17 protein-coding genes and 1 riboswitch are annotated in these 23,658 nt (G+C 73.0%); of the genes, 9 read left to right on the top strand and 8 right to left on the bottom strand.

The window, feature by feature from the left end:
* The first annotated feature begins 13 nt into the window (after nucleotides 1-13).
* From BR98_RS36400 to BR98_RS16820, 7 genes are read left to right on the top strand one after another with little or no spacing between them, the layout of a single operon-like run.
* Nucleotides 14-1,135 (top strand): glycosyltransferase family 4 protein, encoded by a 1,122-nt coding sequence (locus tag BR98_RS36400; protein WP_051969851.1) that lies wholly within the window; start codon nucleotides 14-16, stop codon nucleotides 1,133-1,135.
* Nucleotides 1,132-3,708 (top strand): DUF2206 domain-containing protein, encoded by a 2,577-nt coding sequence (locus tag BR98_RS42035; protein WP_035845642.1) that lies wholly within the window; start codon nucleotides 1,132-1,134, stop codon nucleotides 3,706-3,708. Before BR98_RS36400 ends, BR98_RS42035 begins: the two co-directional genes overlap by 4 nt.
* A complete protein-coding gene (locus BR98_RS16840) occupies nucleotides 3,705-4,853 on the top strand; it encodes a glycosyltransferase family 4 protein (RefSeq protein ID WP_035845639.1) in 1,149 nt (382 codons plus the stop codon). Before BR98_RS42035 ends, BR98_RS16840 begins: the two co-directional genes overlap by 4 nt.
* Nucleotides 4,846-6,126: a lipopolysaccharide biosynthesis protein gene (locus BR98_RS16835; protein ID WP_035845636.1), complete on the top strand. Its 1,281-nt coding sequence runs from the start codon at nucleotides 4,846-4,848 to the stop codon at nucleotides 6,124-6,126. Before BR98_RS16840 ends, BR98_RS16835 begins: the two co-directional genes overlap by 8 nt.
* Complete coding sequence (locus tag BR98_RS16830) at nucleotides 6,123-7,298, top strand: glycosyltransferase family 4 protein (RefSeq protein ID WP_035845633.1); 1,176 nt, start codon at nucleotides 6,123-6,125, stop codon at nucleotides 7,296-7,298. Before BR98_RS16835 ends, BR98_RS16830 begins: the two co-directional genes overlap by 4 nt.
* Entirely contained in the window at nucleotides 7,295-8,611 is a 1,317-nt protein-coding gene (locus BR98_RS16825; protein WP_035845631.1) for a polysaccharide pyruvyl transferase family protein, read from the top strand. The genes BR98_RS16830 and BR98_RS16825 overlap by 4 nt, the downstream gene beginning before the upstream one ends.
* The gene (locus BR98_RS16820; protein ID WP_035845628.1) at nucleotides 8,608-9,762 is read left to right on the top strand and encodes a glycosyltransferase family 4 protein; all 1,155 of its coding nucleotides are present in this window, start codon (nucleotides 8,608-8,610) and stop codon (nucleotides 9,760-9,762) included. Before BR98_RS16825 ends, BR98_RS16820 begins: the two co-directional genes overlap by 4 nt.
* A 21-nt stretch (nucleotides 9,763-9,783) precedes the next feature.
* On the opposite strand, the gene BR98_RS16815 is transcribed toward BR98_RS16820, so the two are convergent.
* On the bottom strand, nucleotides 9,784-11,019 hold the full coding sequence (locus BR98_RS16815) for a cellulase family glycosylhydrolase (protein ID WP_083976662.1): 1,236 nt from the start codon (nucleotides 11,017-11,019) through the stop codon (nucleotides 9,784-9,786).
* Between the two features lie 134 nt (nucleotides 11,020-11,153).
* A riboswitch (cobalamin riboswitch) is annotated at nucleotides 11,154-11,283 on the top strand.
* Between the two features lie 156 nt (nucleotides 11,284-11,439).
* Here BR98_RS16815 and BR98_RS16810 point away from each other — a divergent pair.
* Nucleotides 11,440-13,866: a ribonucleoside-diphosphate reductase subunit alpha gene (locus BR98_RS16810; protein ID WP_035845622.1), complete on the top strand. Its 2,427-nt coding sequence runs from the start codon at nucleotides 11,440-11,442 to the stop codon at nucleotides 13,864-13,866.
* A 74-nt stretch (nucleotides 13,867-13,940) separates the two neighbouring features.
* Nucleotides 13,941-14,936 carry a ribonucleotide-diphosphate reductase subunit beta gene (locus tag BR98_RS16805; protein ID WP_051971094.1) on the top strand — a complete coding sequence of 332 codons (996 nt, stop codon included), beginning with the start codon at nucleotides 13,941-13,943 and terminating at the stop codon, nucleotides 14,934-14,936.
* A gap of 64 nt (nucleotides 14,937-15,000) precedes the next feature.
* Here the strand turns inward: BR98_RS16805 and BR98_RS36395 are convergent, their stop codons facing one another.
* The 7 genes from BR98_RS36395 to BR98_RS16770 all read right to left on the bottom strand — a co-directional run bounded on the left by BR98_RS36395 (nucleotide 15,001) and on the right by BR98_RS16770 (nucleotide 23,560).
* Nucleotides 15,001-17,004 carry a glycoside hydrolase domain-containing protein gene (locus tag BR98_RS36395; RefSeq protein WP_051969850.1) on the bottom strand — a complete coding sequence of 668 codons (2,004 nt, stop codon included), beginning with the start codon at nucleotides 17,002-17,004 and terminating at the stop codon, nucleotides 15,001-15,003.
* A gap of 145 nt (nucleotides 17,005-17,149) precedes the next feature.
* On the bottom strand, nucleotides 17,150-17,779 hold the full coding sequence (gene def / locus BR98_RS16795; protein ID WP_035845617.1) for a peptide deformylase: 630 nt from the start codon (nucleotides 17,777-17,779) through the stop codon (nucleotides 17,150-17,152).
* Between the two features lie 74 nt (nucleotides 17,780-17,853).
* On the bottom strand, nucleotides 17,854-18,843 hold the full coding sequence (locus BR98_RS16790; protein ID WP_035845615.1) for a tetratricopeptide repeat domain-containing protein: 990 nt from the start codon (nucleotides 18,841-18,843) through the stop codon (nucleotides 17,854-17,856).
* Nucleotides 18,844-19,048: 205 nt separating this feature from the next.
* The gene (locus BR98_RS16785) at nucleotides 19,049-20,545 is read right to left on the bottom strand and encodes an HD domain-containing phosphohydrolase (RefSeq protein WP_051969849.1); all 1,497 of its coding nucleotides are present in this window, start codon (nucleotides 20,543-20,545) and stop codon (nucleotides 19,049-19,051) included.
* Nucleotides 20,542-21,936 carry an HD-GYP domain-containing protein gene (locus tag BR98_RS16780; protein ID WP_232247443.1) on the bottom strand — a complete coding sequence of 465 codons (1,395 nt, stop codon included), beginning with the start codon at nucleotides 21,934-21,936 and terminating at the stop codon, nucleotides 20,542-20,544. Before BR98_RS16780 ends, BR98_RS16785 begins: the two co-directional genes overlap by 4 nt.
* Before the next feature lie 317 nt (nucleotides 21,937-22,253).
* Nucleotides 22,254-22,610: a mycothiol system anti-sigma-R factor gene (rsrA, locus tag BR98_RS16775; RefSeq protein WP_051969848.1), complete on the bottom strand. Its 357-nt coding sequence runs from the start codon at nucleotides 22,608-22,610 to the stop codon at nucleotides 22,254-22,256.
* Complete coding sequence (locus tag BR98_RS16770) at nucleotides 22,607-23,560, bottom strand: sigma-70 family RNA polymerase sigma factor (protein ID WP_407639457.1); 954 nt, start codon at nucleotides 23,558-23,560, stop codon at nucleotides 22,607-22,609. The genes rsrA and BR98_RS16770 overlap by 4 nt, the downstream gene beginning before the upstream one ends.
* Between the last annotated feature and the right edge of the window lie 98 nt (nucleotides 23,561-23,658).

Below are 23,658 nucleotides of genomic sequence, written 5' to 3'. Positions count from 1 at the left end.
TGGACCCTGGCGAATGCGCACGATCCTGCAGATCACCCCCTACTACCCGCCCCACCTGGGCGGGTTGGAGCGCGTGGTGCAGCAGCTGGCGCGCGAGCTGGCCGGGCGGCACCGGGTCCAGGTGGTCACCACCGTGCTCGGGGCGGACGGCGCGGAGCGGCGCGAGTCCGAAGCCGCGGTGACGGTCCGTCGGCACCGGGCGGTCGAGCTGGCGCACACCGCCGTCGCACCCGGCCTGCCCGTCTCGCTGCTGCGCGCGCCCCGCACGGCCGTCCTGCACCTGCACTGCGCGAACGCCCTGCTGCCGGAGCTGGTCGCGCTGAGCGCCGCCCTGCGCGGGCAGCGCTACCTGCTCCACTTCCACCTGGACGTGGACGCCTCGGGGCCGGCCGGCCGGCTGCTGCCGCTGTACAAGAAGCACCTGTTCGGGCGGGTGATGCGACGGGCGGCCGGGGTGATCGTGCTGACCGAGGGCCAGGGCTCGCTGGTCCGCGAGACGTACGGGGTGCCCGCCGAGCGGGTGTTCGTGGTGCCCAACGGGGTGGGCCCGGAGTACTTCACGGCGCCCCGCCCGCGCTCGGCCGGTCCGCTGCGGCTGCTGTTCGTCGGCCGGCTCGGCGTGCAGAAGAACGTGGCCCGGCTGCTGGAGGCGATCAGCCTGCTGAACGAACCGGTGCGGCTGCGGATCGTCGGGGACGGCGAACTGCGCGGCCGGCTCGAAGCCCAGGCGGCCCGGCTCGGGCTGGGCGGCAGCGTCGAGTTCGCCGGCGGCCTGCACGGTGCCGACCTGGTGCGCGCCTACGCCGAGGCGGACGCCTTCGTGCTGCCCTCCGACAAGGAGGGCATGCCGCTGGCCGCGCTGGAGGCCATGGCCTCGGCGCTGCCGGTGGTGGCCACCGAGGTCCCGGGCAGCGCGGAACTGCTGCGCGGCGTCGGCCTGCTCGCCGCGCCGAAGCCGGCCGCGCTGGCGGCGGCGATCGACGAACTGGCCCGCGACCCCGAGCTGCACGCCCGGCTCGGTGAGCGCAGCGCGCAGGCCGCGCGGGGGTACTCCTGGGGGGCGGTCGGCGAGCGGGTGGAGCGCGTGTACGACACCGTGTACGGACCGGCGATACCCGTGGCGGTGGCCGGATGAGCGCCACCAGCGCACAGCGGCGCGCGGCCCGGACCGGGACCGACCCCAAGACCGGCCCCAGGACGGGACCCAGGACGGGACCCAAGAACGGTCCCAGGAAGGGTCCCGGGACCGACCCCGAGGCCGGGCCCGAGAACGAGTACGAGCACGAGCCCGAGAACGAGCCCGAGGCCGACCCGAAGACCGCGCCCGAGCCCGCTCCGGAGGCCGACCCCACCGAGCCCCGCACCCGCCGCCGCACCCTGCCCGGCTGGCTGCGCGGCCGCTCGGCGCTGCTGCTCTCCATCGCCCTCGCCTGCGTGCTCGAGCTGGTCCCCGGCATGCCCGGGCTGCCCCGCTCGCTGGCCGGCCTGTGGCTGCTGCTGCTCGCCCCGACGCTGCTGTGGCGCGGTACGGCGGCCAAGGTGGTCTCCAGCCGCGACGCCAACCTGCTGCTCGCGGTCGGCCTGGCCGCCATCACCGACCTGCTGATCGCCCTCGGCGTCAACACCGCGCTCCCCCAGCTGGGCAACGCCCACCCGCTGACCCGCGTCCCGCTGACCGGCGCCACCGCGATGACCCTGATCGTGCTCGGCGCCCTGCTCCCGGTGGAGGACCGGCCCGCGGCGCGGCCGCGCGGCCTGCTCGACCGGCTGGCCCACCGGCCCCCCGGCCTCGGCCCGGTGGCCGGCCTGGGCGGGCTCTGCCTGCTGCTGGCGGTCGCCGGCCCGATCCGGCTGAACAACGGGCTCAGCGGCACGGTCAGCCTGTTCGCCCTGCTGGCCGTGGCCGGCCTGCTGCTCCTGCTGCTGGTCCGCCGGCGGCGCTACCCCACCGGCGTGCTGGAGAGCGGCCTGTTCACGGCCGCCGCCGCGCTGCTGCTGCTGAACTCGCTGCGCGGCTGGTACATCACCGGGCACGACATCCAGCGCGAGTACGAGTACTTCCGGCTCACCCTGGGCGGCTCGCTGTGGAGCGTCTCCACCTATCCGGACGCCTACAACGCCTGCCTGAGCATCACGCTGCTGCCGGTGAGCCTGGTCCGGCTGACCGCGGTCCAGGACGTCTACGTCTTCAAGGTCGTGCTGCCGCTGCTCTTCGCGCTCACCCCGGTGATGGTCTACCGGGCGGTGCGCAATGTCGCGCCGCAGCTGGTGGCGCTGCTGTCGGCGATGTACTTCATGGCCTTCCCGACCTTCTTCACGGACATGACCTTCCTCGGCCGCCAGGAGGTGGCCTTCGTCCTGCTCGGCTGCGCGACGCTGGTGCTGACGGACTCCGGCCGCCCGCTGCGCACCCGCCGGCTGGCCTTCAGCGTGCTGCTCGCGGGGGTGGTGCTCTCGCACTACTCGACCACCTACGTGGTGGTCGCGGTGCTCGGGATCGCGGTGGGGAGCACGCTGCTCTGGCGGCTGGTCGCGCTGGTGGCCGGGCGGCGCGGCCGGCGGCGGCGCAGCCGGACGGTGGGCGGGCCGGGCGCGAAGTCCTTCGTCACCTGGTGGATGGTGCTGGTGCCGGCGGTGCTGGCGCTGGTCTGGGCCGGACCGGTCACCCACACCAGCGGGCAGCTGACCGCCACCCTGTCCGCCGCCTACCAGCAGGTCACCCAGCTGGGCGGTGGCGGCACGAGCGGCTCCTCGGACACCAAGTACAGCCTGCTGGGCGGCAACAAGGTCAGTCCCGAGCAGCGGCTGAAGGACTACCAGGCGCAGAGCATCGTGCAGACCGCGCCGAAGCGGGCGGCCGGCGACTACCTGCCGCTGAAGACCGTCAACGCCTATCCGGCGGTCCTGGTCCCGGCCCCCGACATGCCGCTGACCTCGGCCGGGCGCGGGCTGGCGGCGATCGGCGTCGACGTGGCCGGGATGAACGGGCTGCTCCGCCAGGGCGCCGCGAGCCTGCTCCAACTGCTCCTGCTGATCGGCGTGGTGGTGACGCTGCGGGCCCGGCGCCGGGTCTTCCAGCCGTTGCGTGACCAGGTCGCGCTGACCGTGGGCGCGCTCGGCGTGATCGCGCTGCTCACCGTGGTGCCGCAACTCTCGGTCGACTACAGCGTGCTGCGCGCCTTCCAGCAGGGCCTGCTCTTCTTCGCGCCGTTCATCGCGGCCGGCACCCTGTGGGTGGTGCGCTGGGCGGGGCGGCGGGCGGTGCCGATCGCCTGCACGCTGATCCTCGGGCTCTTCCTGGACCTGACCGGTGTGGTGCCGCAGCTGCTCGGCGGGTATCCGGCGCAGCTCCAGCTCAACAACGCGGGCCAGTACTACGACATCTACTACCCGAGCACCGAGGAGCGGCTGGCCGCGTACTGGCTGGAGCAGGACATCGCGGGCCGCCACCCGGTGCCGGTGGTGCAGAGCGAGTCCTACACCTTCGGGCGGCTGCACACCCTGATCACCGGGCCGGCCGTCGGCGGGATCTTCCCGACCGAGCTGGGCAGCCACCCGTACGTGGTGCTGGGCACCACCACCGTGCGCACCGGGCGGGTGACCTTCTCCTACCAGGGCGACCTGGTCACCTACCGCTACCCGATGGGCCTGCTGGACACCACCAAGGACCAGATCTACAGCAGCGAAGGGGCGGCGATCTTCAAGTGACTCCGTATCGGGTGCTGCTGGTCAGCCACTACTACCCGCCGCACCTGGGCGGGATCGAGAACGTGGTGCACCAGGAGGCGCTGCGGCTGGCCGCGCTGGGCGCCGAGGTCACCGTGCTGACCAGCGGTCAGCGGTCCGAGGAGAGCCGCGCCGACGGGGTGCGGGTGGTCCGGGTGGCCGCCTGGAACGGCTTCGAGCAGCGGGCCGGCGTGCCCTTCCCGGTGCTCTCCCCCGCCCTGCTGCCGGCCGCGCTGCGCTGGGCCCGCTGGGCGGACGCCGTGCACCTGCACGACTGCCTCTACCTGACCAGCTGGGCGGCCGGGCTGGCCGCCGCGCTGACCCGCACCCCGCATCTGGTGACCCAGCACGTGGGCCTGGTCGAGCACCCGTCGCCGCTGGTCCGGGCCGTCCAGCGGGCGGTCTACGCGGTGGCCGGACGGGCGCTGCTGCGCCGGGCCCGCCGGGTGCTGACCCTGAACGCCTCGGTGGCCGACTTCGTCCAGGCCTTCGGCGCACGGCCCGAGCGGGTCCGGCACCTGCCGAACGGGGTGGACACCGCGCTGTTCCGCCCGGCCGACTCGGCCGAGGAACGCCGGCTCGACCGCGAGCGGTTCGGGCTGCCCGCCGACCGGCCGCTGGTGCTCTTCGCCGGCCGGCTGGTGCCCAAGAAGGGGTACCAGCTGCTGCTCGAGGCCCATCAGCCGGCGGCCTACGACCTGGTCTTCGCGGGCGACGGCGACGCCGGCCCGCTGCGCGACCGGGCCGGCGTGCACCACCTGGGCACGCTGGCCCCGGCGGAGCTGGCCCGGGTCTACCGCGCCTGCGACGTCTTCGCGCTGCCGTCCACCGCCGAGGGCTTCCCGCTCACCGTGCAGGAGGCGATGGCCTCGGGGCTGCCGGTGGTGACCACCGACGACCCCGGCTACGCCCCCTACGAGCTGGACCGCGAGCAGCTGCGGCTGCTGCCGCGCGCGGTGGAGCCGCTGCGGGCGGCGCTCGCCGAGCTGACCGCGGACCCGCAGCTGCGCGCCCGGATGGGGAGTTACTCGCACCGCTACGCGAGCTCGGCGTTCGGCTGGCCGCAGCACGCCGAGCGGCTGCTGGAGTACTACCGGGGCGGCGGCCCCGAGGAGAGCCGTGGCTAGGGGCAAGCACGCCCGGCCGCCCGATCAGGTCTACCGCAGTTCGTTCTTCCTGCTCTCGGCGACGGTGACCACGGCCGCCCTGGGCTTCGTCTTCTGGGTCGTGGTCGCCCGGTTCTACCCGCCCGAGCAGGTGGGCCTGGCGACCTCGCTGATCTCGGCGACCTCGCTGATCTCGTACCTGAGCCTGTTCGGGCTGAACAGCACGCTGATCCGGTTCCCGGCCCAGGCCGAGGCCCGCAACGGGCAGGTCAGCCAGTCGATCGCGCTGGTCGCGCTGGTCTCCTGCGCGGTCGGCACCGGGTACCTGCTCGGCCTGCCGCTGTACGGGCCCAAGCTGCTCGCGATTCGCGACCAGCTGCCGCAGGCGGTGGTCTTCGTGCTGTTCTGCATCTGCTCCTCGGTCAATCTGCTGACCGACTCGGTCTTCGTCGGCGCCCGACTCCCGCAGTACAACGTGCTGGTGGACGGCCTGCTGCAGGGCCTGGCCAAGCTCGCGCTGCCGATCGCGCTGACCGGGCTCGGGGCCTTCGGCATCTTCACCGCGACCGGCGGCGGATACCTGGCGGCGGTGCTCGCCTCGGTCCTGCTGATGCGCCGCAAGCTGGGTTTCCGCTTCGACTTCCTGGCCCGCGGCACCCGGCTGCGCGAGCAACTGGGCTTCTCGGTCGCCAACTACCTGTCCAGCCTGCTCAACCTCGCCCCGCAGCTGGCGATCCCGCTGATCGTGCTGCAGCGTCTGGGCGAGGCCGCCGCGGGCTACTACTACGTGGCCTTCCAGATCGCCAGCCTGCTCAACGCCGTCTCCTTCTCGGTCGGCGAGGCGGTCTTCGCGGAGGCCTCCTACGACCCGTCACGGTTCCGGGTGCTGCTGCGCCGCTCGGCGCTGATCATGGCCGGCGCCCAACTGCCGGCCGCGGCCGCGGTGGCCGGCGGCAGCGGGCTGCTGCTCACCCTGTTCGGCGGCGACTACCCCGCCAGGGCCCGTCCGCTGCTGCTGGTCTTCGCCCTGGCGGCCCTGGCGGTGGCGCTGAACACCTGGACCAGCTTCGCGCTCAAACTCACCCGCCAGATGGGCGCGCTGATGCTGAGCAACGCGGTCTACGCCGCGGTGGCGATCGGCCTGGCGGCGCTCTGGGCGCCGCGCGGGCTGGCCTGGCTGGGCTGGGCCTGGGCGGCCGGGAACCTGACCTCGGGGCTGGTGGCGCTGGTCGCCCTGCTGGCCCGGCGGCGGGCCCGCAGCACAACGGCGGTACGGACGGCGGAGGCGCTGTGAGGATCCTGCAGATCGTCAACCTCGGTTTCGAGGCGGGCGGTGCCGAGAAGAGTGTCCGGCTGATCGCCGAGGGGCTGACCGCCCGCGGCCACCAGGTCCGGGTGATCGCCACCGACCTGCTGGCGGACGGTCAGCAGGTCTTCGCGGACGAGCTGGTCCCCGCCATCGCGGGCCACCCGCTGCGCCGCCTGCTCGCCAAGGCCTGGTACCGGCAGGCCCACCGCGCGGTGCGCCGCACCGTCGAGGAGTTCCGGCCGGACTGCGTGCACCTGCACACCATCGGCGAGTTCAGCCCGGCGGTGCTGTCCGCCACCCGTGGCGTCCCCCGGGTGCTGACCGTGCACGGCCCCGAGGACTGGACCCTGGAGCTGCTGCGCTGGAACCTGCCCAGCGCGGCCGCCGGCGGCCGGCTCAGCCCGGCCGACGCCGCCCGCTACCTCTACCTGCGGCTGGTCCAGCGTCCCGGCTACCTGCCCCGGCTGCGGCGGGTCGACCGGGTGCTGGCGCCCAGCCGGTACTTCGCCCGGGCGGTCGGCCGCGACCTGGGCCGGGTACCGGTGCGGGTGCTGCCCAACGGGATCGAGGCGGGGCCCGGGCCGGCTCCGCTGACGGACCTGGAGCAGTTGCTCTTCGTCGGCCGGCTGGAGCCGGTGAAGGGCGTGCGGGTCCTGCTGGACGCCTTCCGGGAGACCGTCAGGAATCACCCAGGTACGCGGCTTACGATCGTCGGCGACGGGACGGCGCGGACAGCCCTGGAGGCTGCGGCCGCCGACCTGGTCGCCGAAGGCAGCGTGGCCTTCACCGGCTGGCTGACGCCGGAGCAGGTGCGCGAGCGGCTGCGGTCGGCCGCCGTCGTGGTGCTGCCCTCGCTGTGGCCGGAGAACTTCCCCACCGTGGCGCTGGAGGCCCTGCAACTGGGCCGCCCGCTGGTGGCCAGCGCGGTCGGCGGGCTGCCCGAGCTGGTCGGCCCGGACAACGGCGCACTGGTCCCGCCGGGCGACCCGGACGCGCTCGCCGCCGCGCTGGGCGCGCTGGTGGGCCGGTCGGAGCTGCTGGCCCGGCTGGGCGCCGGATCGGCGGCGCGAGCCGGACGGTACGGGGTCGAGGAGTTCCTCGACGGCCTGCAGCAGCACTATCAAGAGGTCAGCGGACAAGGGGTCACACGAGCGTGAGAATCCTGGTGGTCAACGCCTTCCGGCGGGACAACCGAGGCGATGCGGCCCTGTTGAGCGTCACGCTCGACCAGCTGGCCCAGGCCTTCCCGGGTGCGCTGATCGAGATCGCCGGTTTCGAGGCGCCCGACCGCTGGCCCAGCTTCGACGGCGTCCCCAACCTGGGCTCCATCCGCCGCTACACCGGGGACGAGGAGATCGGCCGCCCGCGGCGGATCGCCCGCAAGCTGTCGGCCTTCGCCCTGGCCGCCCTCGCCGCGCTGCCCGGCTCCGGCCGGGCGCTGCGCGCGCTGAGCCGGCTGCTGCCGGGCGAGATCCGGGCCGAGCTGAGCGCGCTGGGCGCGGCCGACCTGGTGCTCTCGGTCGGCGGCGGCCACTTCAACGGCCGCGCCGACCTGCCCAGCGACCTCAGCATCTTCTTCCTGCTGCTGCCGCTCTGGCTCGCCCGGCGGTTCCGGGTACCGGTGGTGCTCGGTCCGCAGTCCTTCGGGCCGTTCCCCACCCGGATCCAGCGGCTGATGATGCGCCGGGTGCTCGGCAGCTGCCGCAAGGTGGTGGCCCGCGAGTCGATCAGCGTGCACCGGCTCGTCGAGGCCGGCGTGCCGACCGGCAATGTGGAGCGTGGTGTCGACAGCGCCTTCGCCTTCCGCAGCCGTTCGCAGCACGACTGGCGCGCCGAGCTGCGGGTGCCCGAGGGCAGCCGACTGGTCCTGGTGACGGCCCGTCAGTTCCTCGGCAGCGCCGGGCAGCTCGGCTACGAGCGGGCGATGGCCGACGCCGTCCGCCACCTGATCGAGCGCCAGGGCTGCACGGTGGTGCTCGCCCCCCAGGTCACCTGCGCCTACCAGGAGGACGACGACCGGATCGTCAACGCCCGGATCACTGCCCTGGTCGCCGACCCCCGCCTGCGGGTGCTGGACGACGGCGAGCTTGACCACCACGACATCTTCGCGCTCTACCGGGCCGCGGACTGCATCCTCGGCACCCGCTTCCACTCGGTGATATTCGGGCTGGTGGCCCAGGTGCCGTGCGCGGCCGTCGAGTACGACCACAAGACCCGCGGCATCATGGCGGATCTGAGCCTGGACCACTGGGTGGTCCCGATGGCCGAGGCCGACGCCCCGACCCTGATCGGGCTGCTCGACCGGCTGCTCGCCGAGAGCCCGGCCTACCGCCGCTTCCTGGCCGCCGAGGTCCCCGGCTACGCCGCGCGCGCCCACGGCTTCGTCGACCTGCTGCGGGCCGAGCTGACACCCCTGGTGTCGGTGCCGGTCGAGCAGCTCCCGGCGGCCGAGCGGATGGCGCTGCGGTGAGCCGGCGCACCGTCGCGGTGGTCGCGCCCTACTACCCGCCGAAGGTCGGCGGGGTGGAGCACTACGCCGCCCGGATCGCCCGCGCGCTGGCCGACTCGCCCGACCTGTGCCCGGTGGTGCTGACCACCCGCCAGGGCGGCCTGCGCTCCACGGTGAGCGTCGAGGACGGGGTGCGGGTGGTCCGGCTGGCCGCCTGGCTGCGGCTGTCGAACACGCCGCTCGGCCCGCTCTGGCCACTGCAGCTGCGCTGGTGGCTGTGGCGGACCGGCGCCGAGCTGGTGAACGCCCACGCGCCGGTGCCCGGACTCGCCGACCTCGCGCTCGCGGTCGCCGGACGGCGCCCCACCGTGCTCACCTACCACGCCGGCTCGATGCACAAGGGCGAGGCCGGCAGCGGCGCCGCCGACCGGCTGATCGGCTGGTACGAACGGCACCTGCTGCCCCGGGTGTTCCGGCGCGCCACCCGCCTGGTGGCGGTCTCCCCGGTCTCGCTGGCGGCCGGCCACCCGCACGCCGTGCAGATCACCCCCGGGGTGGACACCGCCCGGTTCACCCCCGGCGAGCCCGCCTCCCGCCGCGAGCCGGTGGTCGTCTACGCGGGGCGGCTGGACCGCAGCTCGGCCTGGAAGGGCGTGGACGTGCTGCTGCACGCCTTCGCCCTGCTGGCGGCCGGCACCGGGCTGCCGCGGGCACGGCTGCGGCTGGTCGGCGGCGGCGACGCGCTGCCGGACCTGCTGGCGCTGGCCGACCGGCTCGGCATCGCCGACCGGGTGACGGCCGACGGCGAACTCACCGGCGAGCAGCTGGTGACGGCGGTGCGCACGGCCGCCGTCCTGGTGCTGCCCTCGCGCACCGAGGCGGAGTCGTTCGGGATGGCCCTGGTGGAGGCGATGGCCTGCGGCACACCCGTGGTCGGCTCGGCCGTCGGCGGCATCCCGCACGTGGTGACGGACCGCCGGACCGGCCTGCTGGTCCCGCCGGGCGATGCCGGCGCGCTGGCCGGGGCGCTGCGCGAGCTGCTGACCGACGGCCCGCTGGCCGACCGGCTGGGCGCGGCCGGCTGCCGGCAGGCGCGGGAGCACTACGACTGGGACGACCTGATGACGCGTTACCTCGAGCTGTTCCGCAGCCTGCCGAGCGAGCCGCGGTAGCGCTCAGCGTCAGCGGCTCTGCTACCTGCTGTGCTCGTAGGCCAGGATCGCGGCCTTGAGGGCGGCCAGCGCGGGCTTGGGCGTGCCGTCGAAGTGGCGCAGCCCGTAGAACATCGAGCGGTGCTGCTTGTCCGCGGCCTGCCCGGTGTCCTGGTCGGAGAACCAGAAGACCGCGCCCACATGGGGGTTGGCGGCGGCTGCCTGCACGGTGTCGGTGGCGATCGCGGCCTGGTAGGCCTCGGTCACGTGGGTGGTGTCCGGCGGGATGGTCTTGCCGTCGGTCGCGGTGCCGGGGCCGTTGGTCGGCGCGCCGGTCTCGGTGATCCAGATCGGCAGGTCGGGGGTGCCGTTGCCGGCCAGGATCGACACCAGGTTGCCCTGGGCGCTGCTGATGTCCTCCATGGCGGTGCCGAAGGAGGTCTTGGCGCTCGGCAGGTACGGATAGGTGTAGGGGTGGTAGCTGATCGCGTCGACCACCTTGTTGCCGCCCAGCTTGCAGACCGCGGTGAGGAAGTCGCCCTGCGAGACGTAGGCGATCGACGGATCGGTGCCCACCGCCGCCAGACCGCCCATCAGCACGTAGGCCTGCGGGTCGGCCTGGCGCAGCGCCTTGCTGGTGGCGGTCAGCAGCTCGGTGTAGCCGGCCGGGTCGGGCTTGGGCGCCCAGAACGGGATGTTCGGCTCGTTCCACACCTCCCACATGTGCACGCCCTGCGATGCGTAGCGCTTGGCGGCGTCCCGGGCGAAGGCGGCGAACTTGGCCGGATCGGCCGGCGGGCAGGCGTCGTCGGTGCTGCAGCCGGCCTTGCGGGCCCACTTCGGCGTGTAGCCGATGGTGGCCAGCACCTCCAGGCCGCGGGCCCGGGCGCCGTTCAGCACCCGGTCGAAGCGCTGCCACTCGTAGGTCTTGGGGCTGTCCGGCTGGATGTCGTTCCAGGACAGGTCGACCCGGATCCACTTGGCGCCGGAGTCGACGGCGTCGCCGAGGCCGACCGCGAGCTCCTGGTCGTTCTTCCAGGTGAGGGTGTCCCCGTAGGCGAGGCCGATCGGCAGCGGCTTGCGCGGGTCGCTCAGCGAACTCGGCGCCGACGGCTTGGTGCTGGTCGCGCCCGGCGAGCCGGACTTCCCGTCGCTCCCCGGCTGGACCGAGGGCGAGGCAGTGGTGACGGTACTGGCCAGAACGGTCGCGAGCGCCGAGACGAGGAACGCCACCAGCGCCACCAGTATCTGCTGCCTTCTCCCCGTGTGCTTCAGCATGCGCTACAGGGTAGGCCAGCGGGCTGTGCGCCAAGCCCCTCGGGGCCCCGGAAGCCACGTTTCGCAACCGTCCGGTACTGGGTCAGACACCGCGCGCGACACTACATATGGGGCTACTCGCAGGAGTCCGCACTACATGTATGCTCACTCTCGCTGTCGACGCAGGGGAATCCGGTGTGAGTCCGGGACTGCCCCGCAGCGGTGAGCGGGGCTGCACACGAAGGGCCCGCAAGTCCGAGGACCTGCCGACGGTGTGCCACCCGGCCTCCCCGCAGAGGCCTCCCAGCACTGAAGTACCGTCCGGCCTCGCGGGTGGGCCAGGGTTGACGCGCGCGCCGGAACGTTTCGGCGTGCCGTTTTTCCCTGCCGCGCGCTCCTCCGGACGAGCCCGTCCGCCGCCGCCACAGGAGAGAGTGCGCCTTGACCGTCGCTGCCTCAGTTGCCCTGCCCTCACAGGGTTCTGCCGACGAAGCCCAGACCGACCCCGGTACTGCGCTGCTTCGGCTGCTCACCGACCGAAGCACCGACCTCCCCCAGGTGGACCCCGGCCACGTCGCCGCCGCCGCGCTGCGCGGCCGCCATGCCGGTTCGGACTTCGCCGAGCTGCGCGGGCTGGCCGTGGACGCCGCCGCTTCGATGATCGCCGAGGACCCGCAGTACTCGAAGCTGGCCGCCCGGCTGCTCGCCCAGGAGATCCTGGACGAGGCCGCGAGCCAGGGTGCGGTCTCCTTCGCCGCCTCGATCGCCGTCGGCCACGCCGAGGGCCTGATCGGCGACACCACCGCCGCCTTCGTGACCAAGCACGCCGCCGCCCTGGACGCGCTGATCGACCCGCAGGGCGACGACCGCTTCGAGTACTTCGGCCTGCGCACCGTGCAGTCCCGCTACCTGCTGCGCCACCCGATCACCCGCAAGGTGGTCGAGACCCCGCAGCACTTCCTGCTCCGGGTGGCCTGCGGTCTCGCGGTCGGGGACAGCGAGCAGTCGGTGGCCGAGGTGGCCGAGCTGTACCGCCTGATGAGCCGTCTGGAGTACCTGACCAGCTCGCCGACGCTGTTCAACTCCGGCACCCGGCACCCGCAGATGTCCAGCTGCTACCTGCTGGACTCGCCGCTGGACAACCTGGACTCGATCTACTCGCGCTACGCCCAGATCGCCCGGCTGTCCAAGCACGCCGGCGGGATCGGCCTGTCGTACTCCCGGATCCGTTCGCGCGGCTCGCTGATCCGCGGCACCAACGGCAAGTCCAACGGCATCGTGCCGTTCCTGCGCACCCTGGACTCCTCGGTGGCCGCCGTCAACCAGGGCGGCCGGCGCAAGGGCGCGGCCTGCGTCTACCTGGAGACCTGGCACGCGGACATCGAGGAGTTCCTCGAGCTGCGCGACAACACCGGCGAGGAGGCCCGGCGGACCCACAACCTCAACCTGGCGCACTGGATCCCGGACGAGTTCATGCGCCGGGTCAACGCCAACGCCGACTGGTCGCTCTTCTCCCCGGCCGACGTGCCGGAGCTGGTCGACCTGTGGGGCGAGGAGTTCGACGCGGCCTACCTGAAGGCCGAGCAGGCCGGCAAGGCCGTGCGCACCATCCCCGCGCAGACCCTGTACGCCCGGATGATGCGCACCCTGGCGCAGACCGGCAACGGCTGGATGACCTTCAAGGACGCCTCCAACCGGGCCGCCAACCAGACCGCGCTGCCGGGCCGCACCGTGCACTCCTCCAACCTGTGCACCGAGATCCTGGAGGTCACCGACGACTCCGAGACCGCGGTCTGCAACCTGGGCTCGGTCAACCTGGGTGCCCACCTGGCCGACGGCGCGTCAGCCGCCGACCTGCTGAACGCGATGGACTGGGAGCGGCTGGACGCCACCGTGCGGACCGCGGTGACCTTCCTGGACCGCGTGGTGGACATCAACTTCTACCCGACCACCGAGGCCGGCACCTCCAACTCCCGCTGGCGGCCGGTGGGTCTGGGCGTGATGGGCCTGCAGGACGTCTTCTTCCAGCTGCGCCTGGACTTCGACTCCGCCGAGGCCAAGCGGCTCTCCACGCTGATCGCCGAGCGGATCATGCTCACCGCGTACGAGCGCTCCAGCGAGCTGGCCGAGCAGTTCGGGCAGCACCCGGCGTACGGCGAGACCCGCGCGGCCCGCGGTCAGCTGCACATCGACCATTTCTTTGAAGACCAGCACAGCGGCTCAACGCCCCAGTGGCAGGAGCGTTGGGACGCGCTGCGCGCCACCATCGCCCGCACCGGTCTGCGCAACTCGCTGCTGCTGGCGATCGCCCCGACCGCCACCATCGCCTCGATCGCCGGTGTCTACGAGTGCATCGAGCCGCAGGTCTCCAACCTGTTCAAGCGCGAGACCCTGTCCGGCGAGTTCCTGCAGGTCAACCCGTACCTGGTGCGTGAGTTGAAGCAGCTGGGCGTCTGGGACCAGCAGACCCGGGACGCGCTGCGCGACGCCAACGGCAGCGTCCAGGAGCTGAACTGGCTGCCCGCCGAGGTTCGTTCGCTCTACCGCACGGCCTGGGAGCTGCCGCAGCGCGCGCTGATCGACCTGGCCGCCGCCCGGCAGCCGTACATCGACCAGAGCCAGTCGCTGAACCTGTTCATGGCCGCGCCGACCATCGGCAAGCTCAGCTCGATGTACGCGTACGCCTGGAAGGTCGGTCTGAAGACCACCTACTACCTGCGCTCGCGCCCGGCCACCCGGATCGCCCAGGCGGCCTCCGGCGCCGCCCGTACGGCGGTGAGCGTGCCGACCCCCACCCTCTCCCCGGAGGAGGAGGCGGCCATCGCCTGCTCCCTGGAGAACCCCGAGTCCTGCGAGGCCTGCCAGTGAGTTCCCACCCGTCGCCCGACCACCACCCCTATTCGACGGCGCAGAGCGCCGGCACCTCCTTGACTCAGAACAAGATGCTGCTCGACCCCGGCTTCGAGCTGACCCTGCGTCCGATGCGCTACCCGTCGTTCTACGACCGGTACCGGGACGCGATCAAGAACACCTGGACCGTCGAGGAGGTGGACCTGCACTCCGACGTCGCCGACCTGGCCAAGCTGAGCGAGGGCGAGCGGCACCTGATCGGCCGGCTGGTCGCCTTCTTCGCCACCGGTGACTCGATCGTCGCCAACAACGTGGTGCTGAGCCTCTACAAGCACATCAACTCGCCCGAGGCCCGGCTCTACCTGTCCCGGCAGCTCTTCGAGGAGGCCGTGCACGTCCAGTTCTACCTGACGCTGCTCGACACCTACCTGCCCGATCCCGAGGACCGCACGGCGGCCTTCGCCGCGGTGGAGAACATCCCCTCCATCCACCAGAAGGCCCAGTTCTGCTTCAAGTACATGAACGCGGTCGACCACCTGGACTCGCTGCAGAGCAAGGACGACCGCCGGGCCTTCCTGCTCAACCTGATCTGCTTCGCGGCCTGCGTCGAGGGCCTGTTCTTCTACGGCGCCTTCGCCTACGTGTACTGGTTCCGCAGCCGCGGCCTGCTGCACGGCCTGGCCACCGGCACCAACTGGGTCTTCCGCGACGAGTCCATGCACATGGACTTCGCGATGTCGGTGGTGGACACCGTCCGCGAGGAGGAGCCCGACCTCTTCGACGACAAGATGGCCCAGCAGGTCACCGAGATGCTGGAGGAGGCCGTCGAGGCCGAGCTCCAGTTCGCCCGTGACCTGTGCGGCGAGGGCCTGGCCGGGATGAACACCGAGTCGATGCGCCAGTACCTGGAGGCGGTGGCCGACCAGCGGCTGGCCCGTCTCGGCCTGCCGATCCGCTACGGCTCCAGCAACCCGTTCGGGTTCATGGAGCTGCAGAACGTCCAGGAGCTGACCAACTTCTTCGAGCGCCGGGTCTCCGCGTACCAGGTCGCCGTCGAGGGCTCGGTCTCCTTCGACGACGACTTCTAGGCCGCAAACGACACTGCCCCGCCGGTCATCGAACCGGCGGGGCAGTGTCATGTCCGACGGTTGGTCAGGAGGCGTTCCCGTAGGTGTTGGTGGCCCAGAGCGCGCCACCGGAGGACGGGCCGCCGCCCTGGCGGTAGACCACGAAGTTGCCGTCGTCCTGGGTCAGCGCGTAGGCACCGGAGTTGCCCCAGGTGTTGCTGGACCACAGCGCGCCACCGGAGGACGGGCCGCCGCCCTGGCGGTAGAGCACCAGGTTGCCGTCGGCCTGCATGGTCAGGTAGGCGCCGGGGTTGCCCCAGGTGTTGGGGGTCCAGAGCACCGCACCGTCGCGCTTGCGGTAGATCACCAGGTTGCCGTCCTGCTGGACCACCACCCTGATCAACGCGCTCTCGGTCCAGCGGCCGGGCTTGAGGCCCTGGCCGGCGGTGAAGGTGGACGGGACCCGGTAGGCGTCGGTGGACCAGATCGGGCCGCCGTTGCTGCCGTAGAGCACCACGTTGCCGTCGTCCTGGACGCTCAGCCAGCTGCCCGGCCGGCCGCTGCTGTAGGTGGACCAGATCGCCACCCCGTCGGCACGGTAGATCACCAGGTTGCCGTCGCGCTGCATCACCAGGTAGGCACCGGAGTTGCCGCCGGTACCGGAGCGCCAGAGCACGGGCTGCGCGGCGCTGCCGCCGACCTTGAGCGAGACCACCAGGTCGCCGTCGGTCTGCATGGTGAGGCTGACGCTGGCGCTGTTCAGGCTCTGCCCGCCCTCCAGCCGCTGGCCGGGGGCCATCGAGTTGCCGCTGGCCGTGGAGGCCACGGTGACCGCGTCGGCGTCGATGTTGAGCGAGTAGCCGCCGTAGCTCTCGGTCGTGTTGGCGTACTGGTGGGCGCGGCGGGCACCCGGCCAGTAACCGGCGGACAGGCCCGTCCCGGCGTCGCCGGTGTCCTGGTGGCTGTTCCAGGCCGCCGACCAGACCACGTCCGGACGGGCGAAGCTGCCGTTGTTGTACTGCGAGGAGAGGTCGCTCAGCCCGCTGTACGGACCGGAGTAGACGCCGGAGCGGTAGCCGCCCTGCTTGATCCGGGCGGTCCAGGCGTTCAGGTAGGCGAGCACCCGGGCGCTGGAGGTGGAGGAGCTGTAGTTCTCCATGTCGTTGTAGATCACCGAGCCGGCCGGGAAGCCGAGTGCGGCGGCCTTGCCGAGGGCGTCGCTCGCCTCGTCGGTGCCCTGCTGCGCGGCCGTCGGCAGGTCGGTGGAGATCTGCAGCGAGATGTTCGCGTTGGCCTGGTGGCCGACGTAGATCGGCAGGAAGGACCAGCCGCTCTGGGCCTGGCGGCCGACCCAGCCGGCGTCCAGCACCCCGGCGGCGCAGCTCTGCGCCGGGCCGCCGATGTAGATGCCCACCGAGCGGTAGGGCGAGTTGGCCATCCAGGCCGACATCAGGTTGTCGGAGGGCGCGCTGCAGGCGTCGAAGCCCTTGGCGACGTCGTCGGTGGAGGGCGCCACCGTGCTGCTGGTGGTCGCGCCGGCAACTGTGGCGGCAGGCGCTGCGGGCGCTGCCAGCGGCGCGGCGGCCGGGGCGGCGGCGCCGGTCCTGGTGTAGCCGGCCGCGGCCAGGATGGTGTTCACCGTCTGCGCGCTGTCGCCGTAACTGGCCGTCAGCTGGAGTCCGGTGCCGCGCAGTTGGACGTTGATCTCGCGGCTGCTCGCGCCGGCGTCGACGATCCCGGGGAGCACCGCGGTGCCGGGGTCGACCAGCGGGGCCGCCGGACGGCTCGCGGTCGGCGCGGGCGCGGGCTGGATCAGGAAGGCGTCGGTGCGGCCCGCCACCAGGTGTGCCGGGCAGTTCTGCTGCTCGCCGGGCGTGCCGAGGTAGACGGCGTGCTGGTCGAAGCGCACGCAGGTGTGCGGGTTCTGGGCGAGGTCGACGACCTGCCAGTCGGCCGGAACCTGCAGGTGGTAGCCCCGGTAGTCGACAGTGCGGGTGCTGTCGGCCGCCTGCGCTCCGGGCGCGACGGCGGAGAGCCCGCCGGTGGCGAGGAGGATGACGGCGGTACTGCTGGCCAAGCGCTTGGACATGCGGGTGTTCCACCCCTTCGTTCGTAAGCGTCTGATGATCAATCAAGCGCAATGCGAACGATAATATGCATGGCCGACGCCACATCTGCGCACACACGCCACAGCGGCCCCGCCGAAGCGGAGCCGCTGGGGATGCGAGGACTCGTCAGTCGTTCGGCACCGTGGCGTAGCGCGGAGTGCCCTCGGCCATCTGCCGCAAGGCGTCCTTGCGGTCGCGCTTGGAGAGCCGGTCGATGTACAGGTACCCGTTCAGGTGGTCGGTCTCGTGCTGCAGGCAGCGGGCGAAGAAGCCGGTGCCCTCGACCCGGATCGGGTTGCCGTCCTTGTCCTGACCGGTCACCGCCGCGTAGTCCGGACGCGGCAGTTCGGCGTAGGCGCCGGGCACCGAGAGGCAGCCCTCGTTGCCGTCGTCCAGGGTCCGCCGGTCGACCGCGAGCTCCTCGAGCACCGGGTTGATCACGTGGCCGATGTGCCGCACGTTGTTGTCGTCCGGGCAGTCGTAGACGAAGACCTTGGCGTCCACGCCGATCTGGTTGGCCGCCAGGCCGACACCCTCGGCCGCGTACATCGAGACGAACATGTCGTCGATCAGGCCGGCCAGCTCGCCGTCGAACTCGGTGACGGTCCGGCACTCGCGGTGCAGCACCGGGTTGCCGACCACGGTGATCGGGCGCGCCGTGCCCTTGCTGAGGTCGGGCGCCTCGCCGACCACCTTCGGGGCCTGCTCAGCCGTCTCCTCGTGCTCGTGGGTGTGCTCGTCGTGCTGGTCCGCCATCGCTCTGTCCGCTCCTGTACGCGCGTGCTCGGTAACCTCCCCAGCCTACGGGGCCGAGCAGAGCCTACGGGCGATCAGCAGACCTCTTCCACGTCCCGGTAGGCCCGGGTGGTCGGGGAGGCCGCGACCCAGCGGTCGAGCAGCAACCGGACCAGCCCGGCCGGGGCCGCGATCCCGCACTCCCGCTCGGTCTGCCAGGCGGTGCCGGCACTGCCCTGGCTGAGGTGGCTCAGGTGGCCGGGGTGCGCGGCGTCGCCGTCGTCGTGCGGGTCGTGGTGCACGGTGCGGCCGTCGTCGGTCACCATCCGGCTCTCCGAACAGGCCCGGCAGAGCAGCCGGACCGAGGAGGTCCAGTCCTCGGCGGCGTAACCGGCCTCGGCGACCAGCCGTTCCAGCCCGTCCCGGTCCGCCTCGGCGGCGGCCTGCAGCAGCACCACGTAGGTGGGCACCGGCGAGGGCGCCCAGAGCTCGATCTCGTCGAAGACCGGGAAGGCGGCGCCGTTCGCCACCCGCTCGCCGTGCGGGGCGCCGTCGTGCAGCACCACCTCGCCCCAGCGGCGGCCGGAGGAGGGCAGCGGGATGGAGAGCACCTCGACCCGGGCCGGGTCCAGTCGGCGACCCCAGACCACCTCGGACTCGCCCTCCGGCGACAGTCGGACCGGGGTGGTGCCCAGGTCCAGCCGGACCGGGCCGTCGGCCGCCGCGCTCGGACCGCCGGGCAGCCGCAGGCCGTACGCCTGCCAGGCCCGGCGGGCCAGCGGCCAGTCCTGCAGGGCGGTCGCGGTGATGCCCAGGTTCCACCAGTCGGGCGCGCCCTGGTCGCGGTCGAGCAGCGCGACCGCGCGCAGCCCGGCCACCCTGGCCTGCTCCCAGTCCCGGCGGAACTTGTGCAGCAGCGCCAGGTTGAACCAGGAGTCGGAGAGCCAGGGCTCCAGGTCGGCGGCCATCACCAGCAGCGCGCCGGCGTCCTCGTACCGTCCGTCGCCGATCAGCGTGAAGGCCCGGTCGGTCGTCTGCCGCCAGGTGGCGGACGGCCGATGCCGTGCCCGGTGGAAGATCTTCACGTTGCCCTGCCGCCTGTCCGCTCGGTTCCGCTGAATCCTGCTGGGAGCCGGTCCGCCTGGCCGGCCCGCCACCCCGATGTCGGAGCCGGGAGCCCGGAGCCCCGGTTCGGGTGTTCCACGCTATGACCGCATCCAACCACGGCGGCGGCAGGGTGCGCTCCCCGCGCAGCCCCCTTTACGCACGGTGGGCAGCAGGCTGCCCCGCTCACCCCGCGTCGGCCCGGGCGACCATGCACGGCCCGGTGCCCGCGGCCCGCACCCGCTCCAGCGCGGCCACCACCACCGGGTCGTAGATCCGCCCGCTCTGCGCCCGCAGTGCGGCCAGTGCCGCCGGGCCGCCGTCAGCCGCGCAGGTCAGGTCCTCGTGCGCGTTGGCCACCCGGATGATCCGGGCCGCCAGCGGCAGCGTGCGGTCCGGCCGGCCGTCCGGACCGAGCAGCGGGTCGGCCGACCGGGCCACCTGCTCGGCCACCGGGCCAGGCACCCCGGTCCGCCGGATCACCTCGCTGCCGAGCCGGGCGATCCGCTGTTGCTCGCACTCCGGCAGGTCCGCGGTGGCACCTGCGGCAACCGGTTCGACCAGGGAGAGCTGGCCGATGTCGTGCATCAGCGCGGCGTACTCCAGCAGGACGAGCTCATGGGTGCCCAGACCCAGCTCACGCCCGAGCGCGCACGCGGTGTCCGCGACCCGGCGCGCGTGGCCGGCGGCGGTGTAGCCGGCCACCTCGGTGGCCCGGGCCAGGGTGGCGATGGTCTGCCCGTAGGTGGCCCGAACGGCCGCCGCCCGGCGGAACGAGGCCTGGGCCAGCAGCAGCGGCAGACAGAAGACCGGCAGCGCCCACAGCCCGACCTCGCCGGCCGCCAGGCTGACCAGCATCCCGGTGGCGGCGATCGCCGAACCGATCCCGGGCAGCGCCCGCAGCTCCTCCTCCAGCGCCGAGCCGAACCGGCCGCCGCCCCGGTGCTGGCAGGCCGCGAGCACCGCGTCGCAGAGCCCGGCCAGCGCCGCGACCAGCACCAGGAAGACCCCGTAGGCCGGGCCGGCCAACGGGACCCGGTCCAGCGCGCCGCTGTTGTAGAGGGGCTGGAAGAGGGTGGCGGCGAAGCCGACCACCAGCAGCCGGCGGGCCGCCCCGTCCCAGCCGAACGGACGCACCCCCGCCCACCAGACCTGCCGCCGCCGGCGCGGACGCGCATGCGGGTGGCCGTGGCGGCGCGCCTGCACCCGCCGGGTCCGGCCGACCGGACTCACCGGCGAGTGGCGCGGACGCGCGTGCGGGTGGCCGCCGACCGGTGTGCGCCGCGGCCGGGGCACGGCGGCCACCGGCTCCGCGAACCACCGGCGCAGCACCGTCAGCGCGCCGGCCCGCAACAGCCCACCGGCCGCCAGCCCGATCCCGGCCACCGCGACCACCTGGAGCACCCCGTGCCCGGTGGGCAGCCCGCGCAACGGGCCGAGCAGCGCGTAGGCCAGCCCCGCCGCCGCACCGAGCGGAGCCTGCTCCCGCCCGCCCGGCCGACGGATCCGCACCGCCTCCCCCACCGTGATCAACGCCGCGAAGCTGAGCGCCACCTGAGGCTCCGTCAGCCCATGGGCCGCGAACGCCACCAGCGCTGCCGTGAGCAGCAGCAGCGCCGCTGCCCGCAGCAGCGAGGCGCCGCTCACCCCGTCGCCCCGGTCGGCGACCGGCAGCCGCCTCATCTGGCGCCGCCGGCGGGGATCCGGGGCGGCGGTTCGGGAACCCCGAGCGGAATGTCCGGCACCGCCTGGTCCTGGTGCTCGGCGGGCGGCAGCACGGGCTGCCAGCCGTGCCGTTCCACCGCCGTGACCAGCGCGTCCACCATCACCGGGTCGAACTGGCTGCCCGCGCAGCGGCGCAGCTCGGCCACCGCCTCCGGGACCGGGCGGCCGCGCCGGTAGGAGCGGGTGGAGGTCATCGAGTCGAAGGCGTCGGCCACCGCGATGATCCGGGCGAACTCCGGGATCCGCTCCCCCGCCAGACCCTGCGGGTAGCCGCGGCCGTCCATCCGCTCGTGGTGGTGCAGGATCCCGGCATGCGCCTCGCCGAGGAACTCGATGCCGCGCACCAGCTCGTGCCCGTACTCGGGGTGCACCTCGACGGCCCGGCGCTCGGCCTCGGTGAGGGGACCGTTTCTGCGCAGCAGTTCGGTCGCCACCCCGAGCTTGCCGACATCGTGCAGGGTGCCGGCGAAGTGCAGGGTGCGCAGCCGCTCGCCGGCCATGCCGAGCTGCCCCGCGATCAGCACCGAGGCGCGGCCGACCCGTTCGCTGTGTCCCCGGGTGTAGGAGTCCTTGATCTCCACCGCCTGGACCAGGGCCTCCACGGTGGCCCGGTGCGCGGCCCGCTCGCGGTGGCCCTGGGCGAAGACCCAGGCGGAGATGGAGAGCGGCAGCAGGGCGAGCACCGCCGCGAAGGCGCCGTACGGGCCCTGCCAGAGCACCGCCATCATGAGTCCGCCGAGCCCGTGCACCAGGGCCGGCAGGCCCAGCACGCTGCGCGCGCCGCGCCGCAGTTCGGCCGGCGGGCTGTGCTCGGCGAGCACCCGGATCCCGGCCACCAGCACGCCGTTGACCAGGCAGAACGCCAGCATGGCGGCGAGCGCGGGGACCAGTGCGGCGGGATAGCGGGCGCCGAGCAGCAGGCGCGGGCCGTCCAGCAGGTGGAAGAGCACCGCCGCCGTCCAGGCCGCCAGCGCGAACTGGGCGGCGTTCCACCCCCGACGCAGCAACCGGGGCCCGTCCGGGCTGGAGCCGGCCAGCGCGGCCAGCAGGGCGACCAGCGCGGCCGCCGCCGGTGGCAGCATCAGCACCCCGGCGAAGAGCACCGGCAGGAAGGTGTTGGCACTGGGCCGGATCGGTCCGCGCTCCTCGCCGGGCTCCGGGCGGCGGCCGGTGACCAGCGCTGTTGCCCGACGGGCGGCGCGCAGGCAGGGGGTGGGCAGGCCCTGGGCGACCGACTCCCAGCAGGTGTGCAGGAAGGCCAGCAGCCCGACCTTGGGCCAGTCGACCGGCCCGTCCCAGCTGAACCGGATCGGCAGCAGGCAGCAGCAGGCGGCGGCCAGCACCAGCACGACATAGCCGACGGCCGTCGCGGTCAGCCGCGCCGGTGTCCGTTCAGCCGAAGTTCGCTCAGGGAGCGCACGGCTCCCGCGATCGACAGCGATCTCAGCCTCCCCACCTCGCCGGGCTCGTCTGAGGAGGATAGGGCTCAACTCCCGTCCAGGGAGCCGCCATCGCGCCATACCCGGCCGAGCACCCACCACACTCACCCGATCGAGTGAGTTCGGCGAACTGACGGTGCGTCACACGGGGGCAGGGCGGAAACCAGCAGAGCAAAAAACAGCGGGGGGCTTGGGAGCGAACTCCCAAGCCCCCCGCAGGGTCTGCCTCACTCCGCCGGCGTCGCCACCGGCCCGGCCGTCAGCAGTCCGGCCTCGCTGTGCACCGCGGCGGACGCGTCCACCTGCACCACCGGCTCACCGCTGCGCTGACCCGCCCGGATGCTGTCGATCCGGGCCAGCACCTTGCTCCGCAGATCCGTCGGAGTGTCGTCACATCCGCAGGAGCGCTTGATCAGTGCCTTGATGGCCTGCTCGAGACCGTACTTCTCCAGGCAGGGCGAGCACTCCTCGAAGTGCTGCCGCAGCTTGGCGCAGTCGCCCTCGGCCATTTCGTTGTCAAGGAACTCGTAGAGGTGGTCAAGTACCTCGCCGCAGTCCGTGGCGTGCGGACCTCCGCAGCTCATGAGCCCGTGCCTTTCGCCTCGCGCCCAGCCCCGCTGCCGGCCGGGACCAGTCCGCGTTCGCGGGCGTAGTCCTCCAGCATGCCGCGCAACTGGCGGCGGCCTCGGTGCAGCCGGGACATCACCGTACCGATGGGGGTCCCCATGATGTCGGCGATCTCCTTGTATGCAAAGCCCTCGACGTCCGCGAGGTAGACCGCGATGCGGAACTCCTCGGGGATCGCCTGCAGGGCGTCCTTCACATCACTGTCCGGCAGGTGGTCGAGTGCCTGGGTCTCGGCCGAGCGCAGACCGGTCGACATGTGCGACTCGGCCCGGGCCAGCTGCCAGTCCTCGATCTCCTCGGCGGCGGTCCGCTGGGGCTCCCGCTGCTTCTTGCGGTACGAGTTGATGAAGGTGTTGGTCAGAATGCGGTAGAGCCAGGCCTTGAGGTTGGTCCCCTCGCGGAACTGGTGGAAGGAGGCGTACGCCTTGGCGAAGGCCTCCTGCAGCAGGTCCTCGGCATCGGCCGGGTTGCGGGTCATCCGCAGCGCGGCCGAGTACATCGGGTCCAGGTAACCCAGGGCATCGCGCTCGAAGCGCGCCCGCCGGGCCTCCTCGCTCTCGTCCGAGGACACCCGGAAGGTGTCCTCGCCGATCGCCTCGGCCAGCTCTTCGCCGGTCAGCGGCCCCTCACCGGTCAGGGTGGCGTCACCGGTCAGCGGCGCCTCGCCCGACGGTTCGGTCCCAGGATCGGCGTCCTGCCCGCCCAGGCCCACGTTCGGCTCGTCCTCGGTCGCGACGACCGGACCCACCTCCTCGCTGATGCGGGCATGGCTCACCGCGAGCCCGCCCGGAAGCGAGGATATCGGGCTCACGGGCTTCTCGCCCGCGACAAGCCACTCCGACCACGGGAGGAAGGCGCTCTCGGCGCTCCGCTCCTCGGGTCGCTCGGGGCACGCGATCGAACCCATGTGCGCTGCCTTTCGCCTGGGGCACTGCTGACGGAAGGGTTAACCCGGCCCGTCGCCCCGGCATTCCCCGCCGATCACAGAATCGACCGGCCCGCCAG

Source organism: Kitasatospora azatica KCTC 9699, from assembly GCF_000744785.1.
In the GTDB taxonomy this organism is placed as follows: Bacteria; Actinomycetota; Actinomycetes; order Streptomycetales; family Streptomycetaceae; genus Kitasatospora; species Kitasatospora azatica.
This window is presented reverse-complemented; position numbering and strand designations above follow the sequence as displayed.

Bases quoted from the DNA above. Each gene is read 5' to 3' on its own strand.
- BR98_RS36400 (WP_051969851.1), top strand. From the start codon at position 14: ATGCGCACGATCCTGCAGATCACCCCCTACTACCCGCCCCACCTGGGC.
- BR98_RS42035 (WP_035845642.1), top strand. From the start codon at position 1,132: ATGAGCGCCACCAGCGCACAGCGGCGCGCGGCCCGGACCGGGACCGAC.
- BR98_RS16815 (WP_083976662.1), bottom strand. From the start codon at position 11,019: ATGCTGAAGCACACGGGGAGAAGGCAGCAGATACTGGTGGCGCTGGTG.
- BR98_RS16805 (WP_051971094.1), top strand. From the start codon at position 13,941: ATGCTGCTCGACCCCGGCTTCGAGCTGACCCTGCGTCCGATGCGCTAC.
- BR98_RS36395 (WP_051969850.1), bottom strand. From the start codon at position 17,004: ATGTCCAAGCGCTTGGCCAGCAGTACCGCCGTCATCCTCCTCGCCACC.
- def (WP_035845617.1), bottom strand. From the start codon at position 17,779: ATGGCGGACCAGCACGACGAGCACACCCACGAGCACGAGGAGACGGCT.
- BR98_RS16785 (WP_051969849.1), bottom strand. From the start codon at position 20,545: ATGAGGCGGCTGCCGGTCGCCGACCGGGGCGACGGGGTGAGCGGCGCC.
- rsrA (WP_051969848.1), bottom strand. From the start codon at position 22,610: ATGAGCTGCGGAGGTCCGCACGCCACGGACTGCGGCGAGGTACTTGAC.
- BR98_RS16770 (WP_407639457.1), bottom strand. From the start codon at position 23,560: ATGGGTTCGATCGCGTGCCCCGAGCGACCCGAGGAGCGGAGCGCCGAG.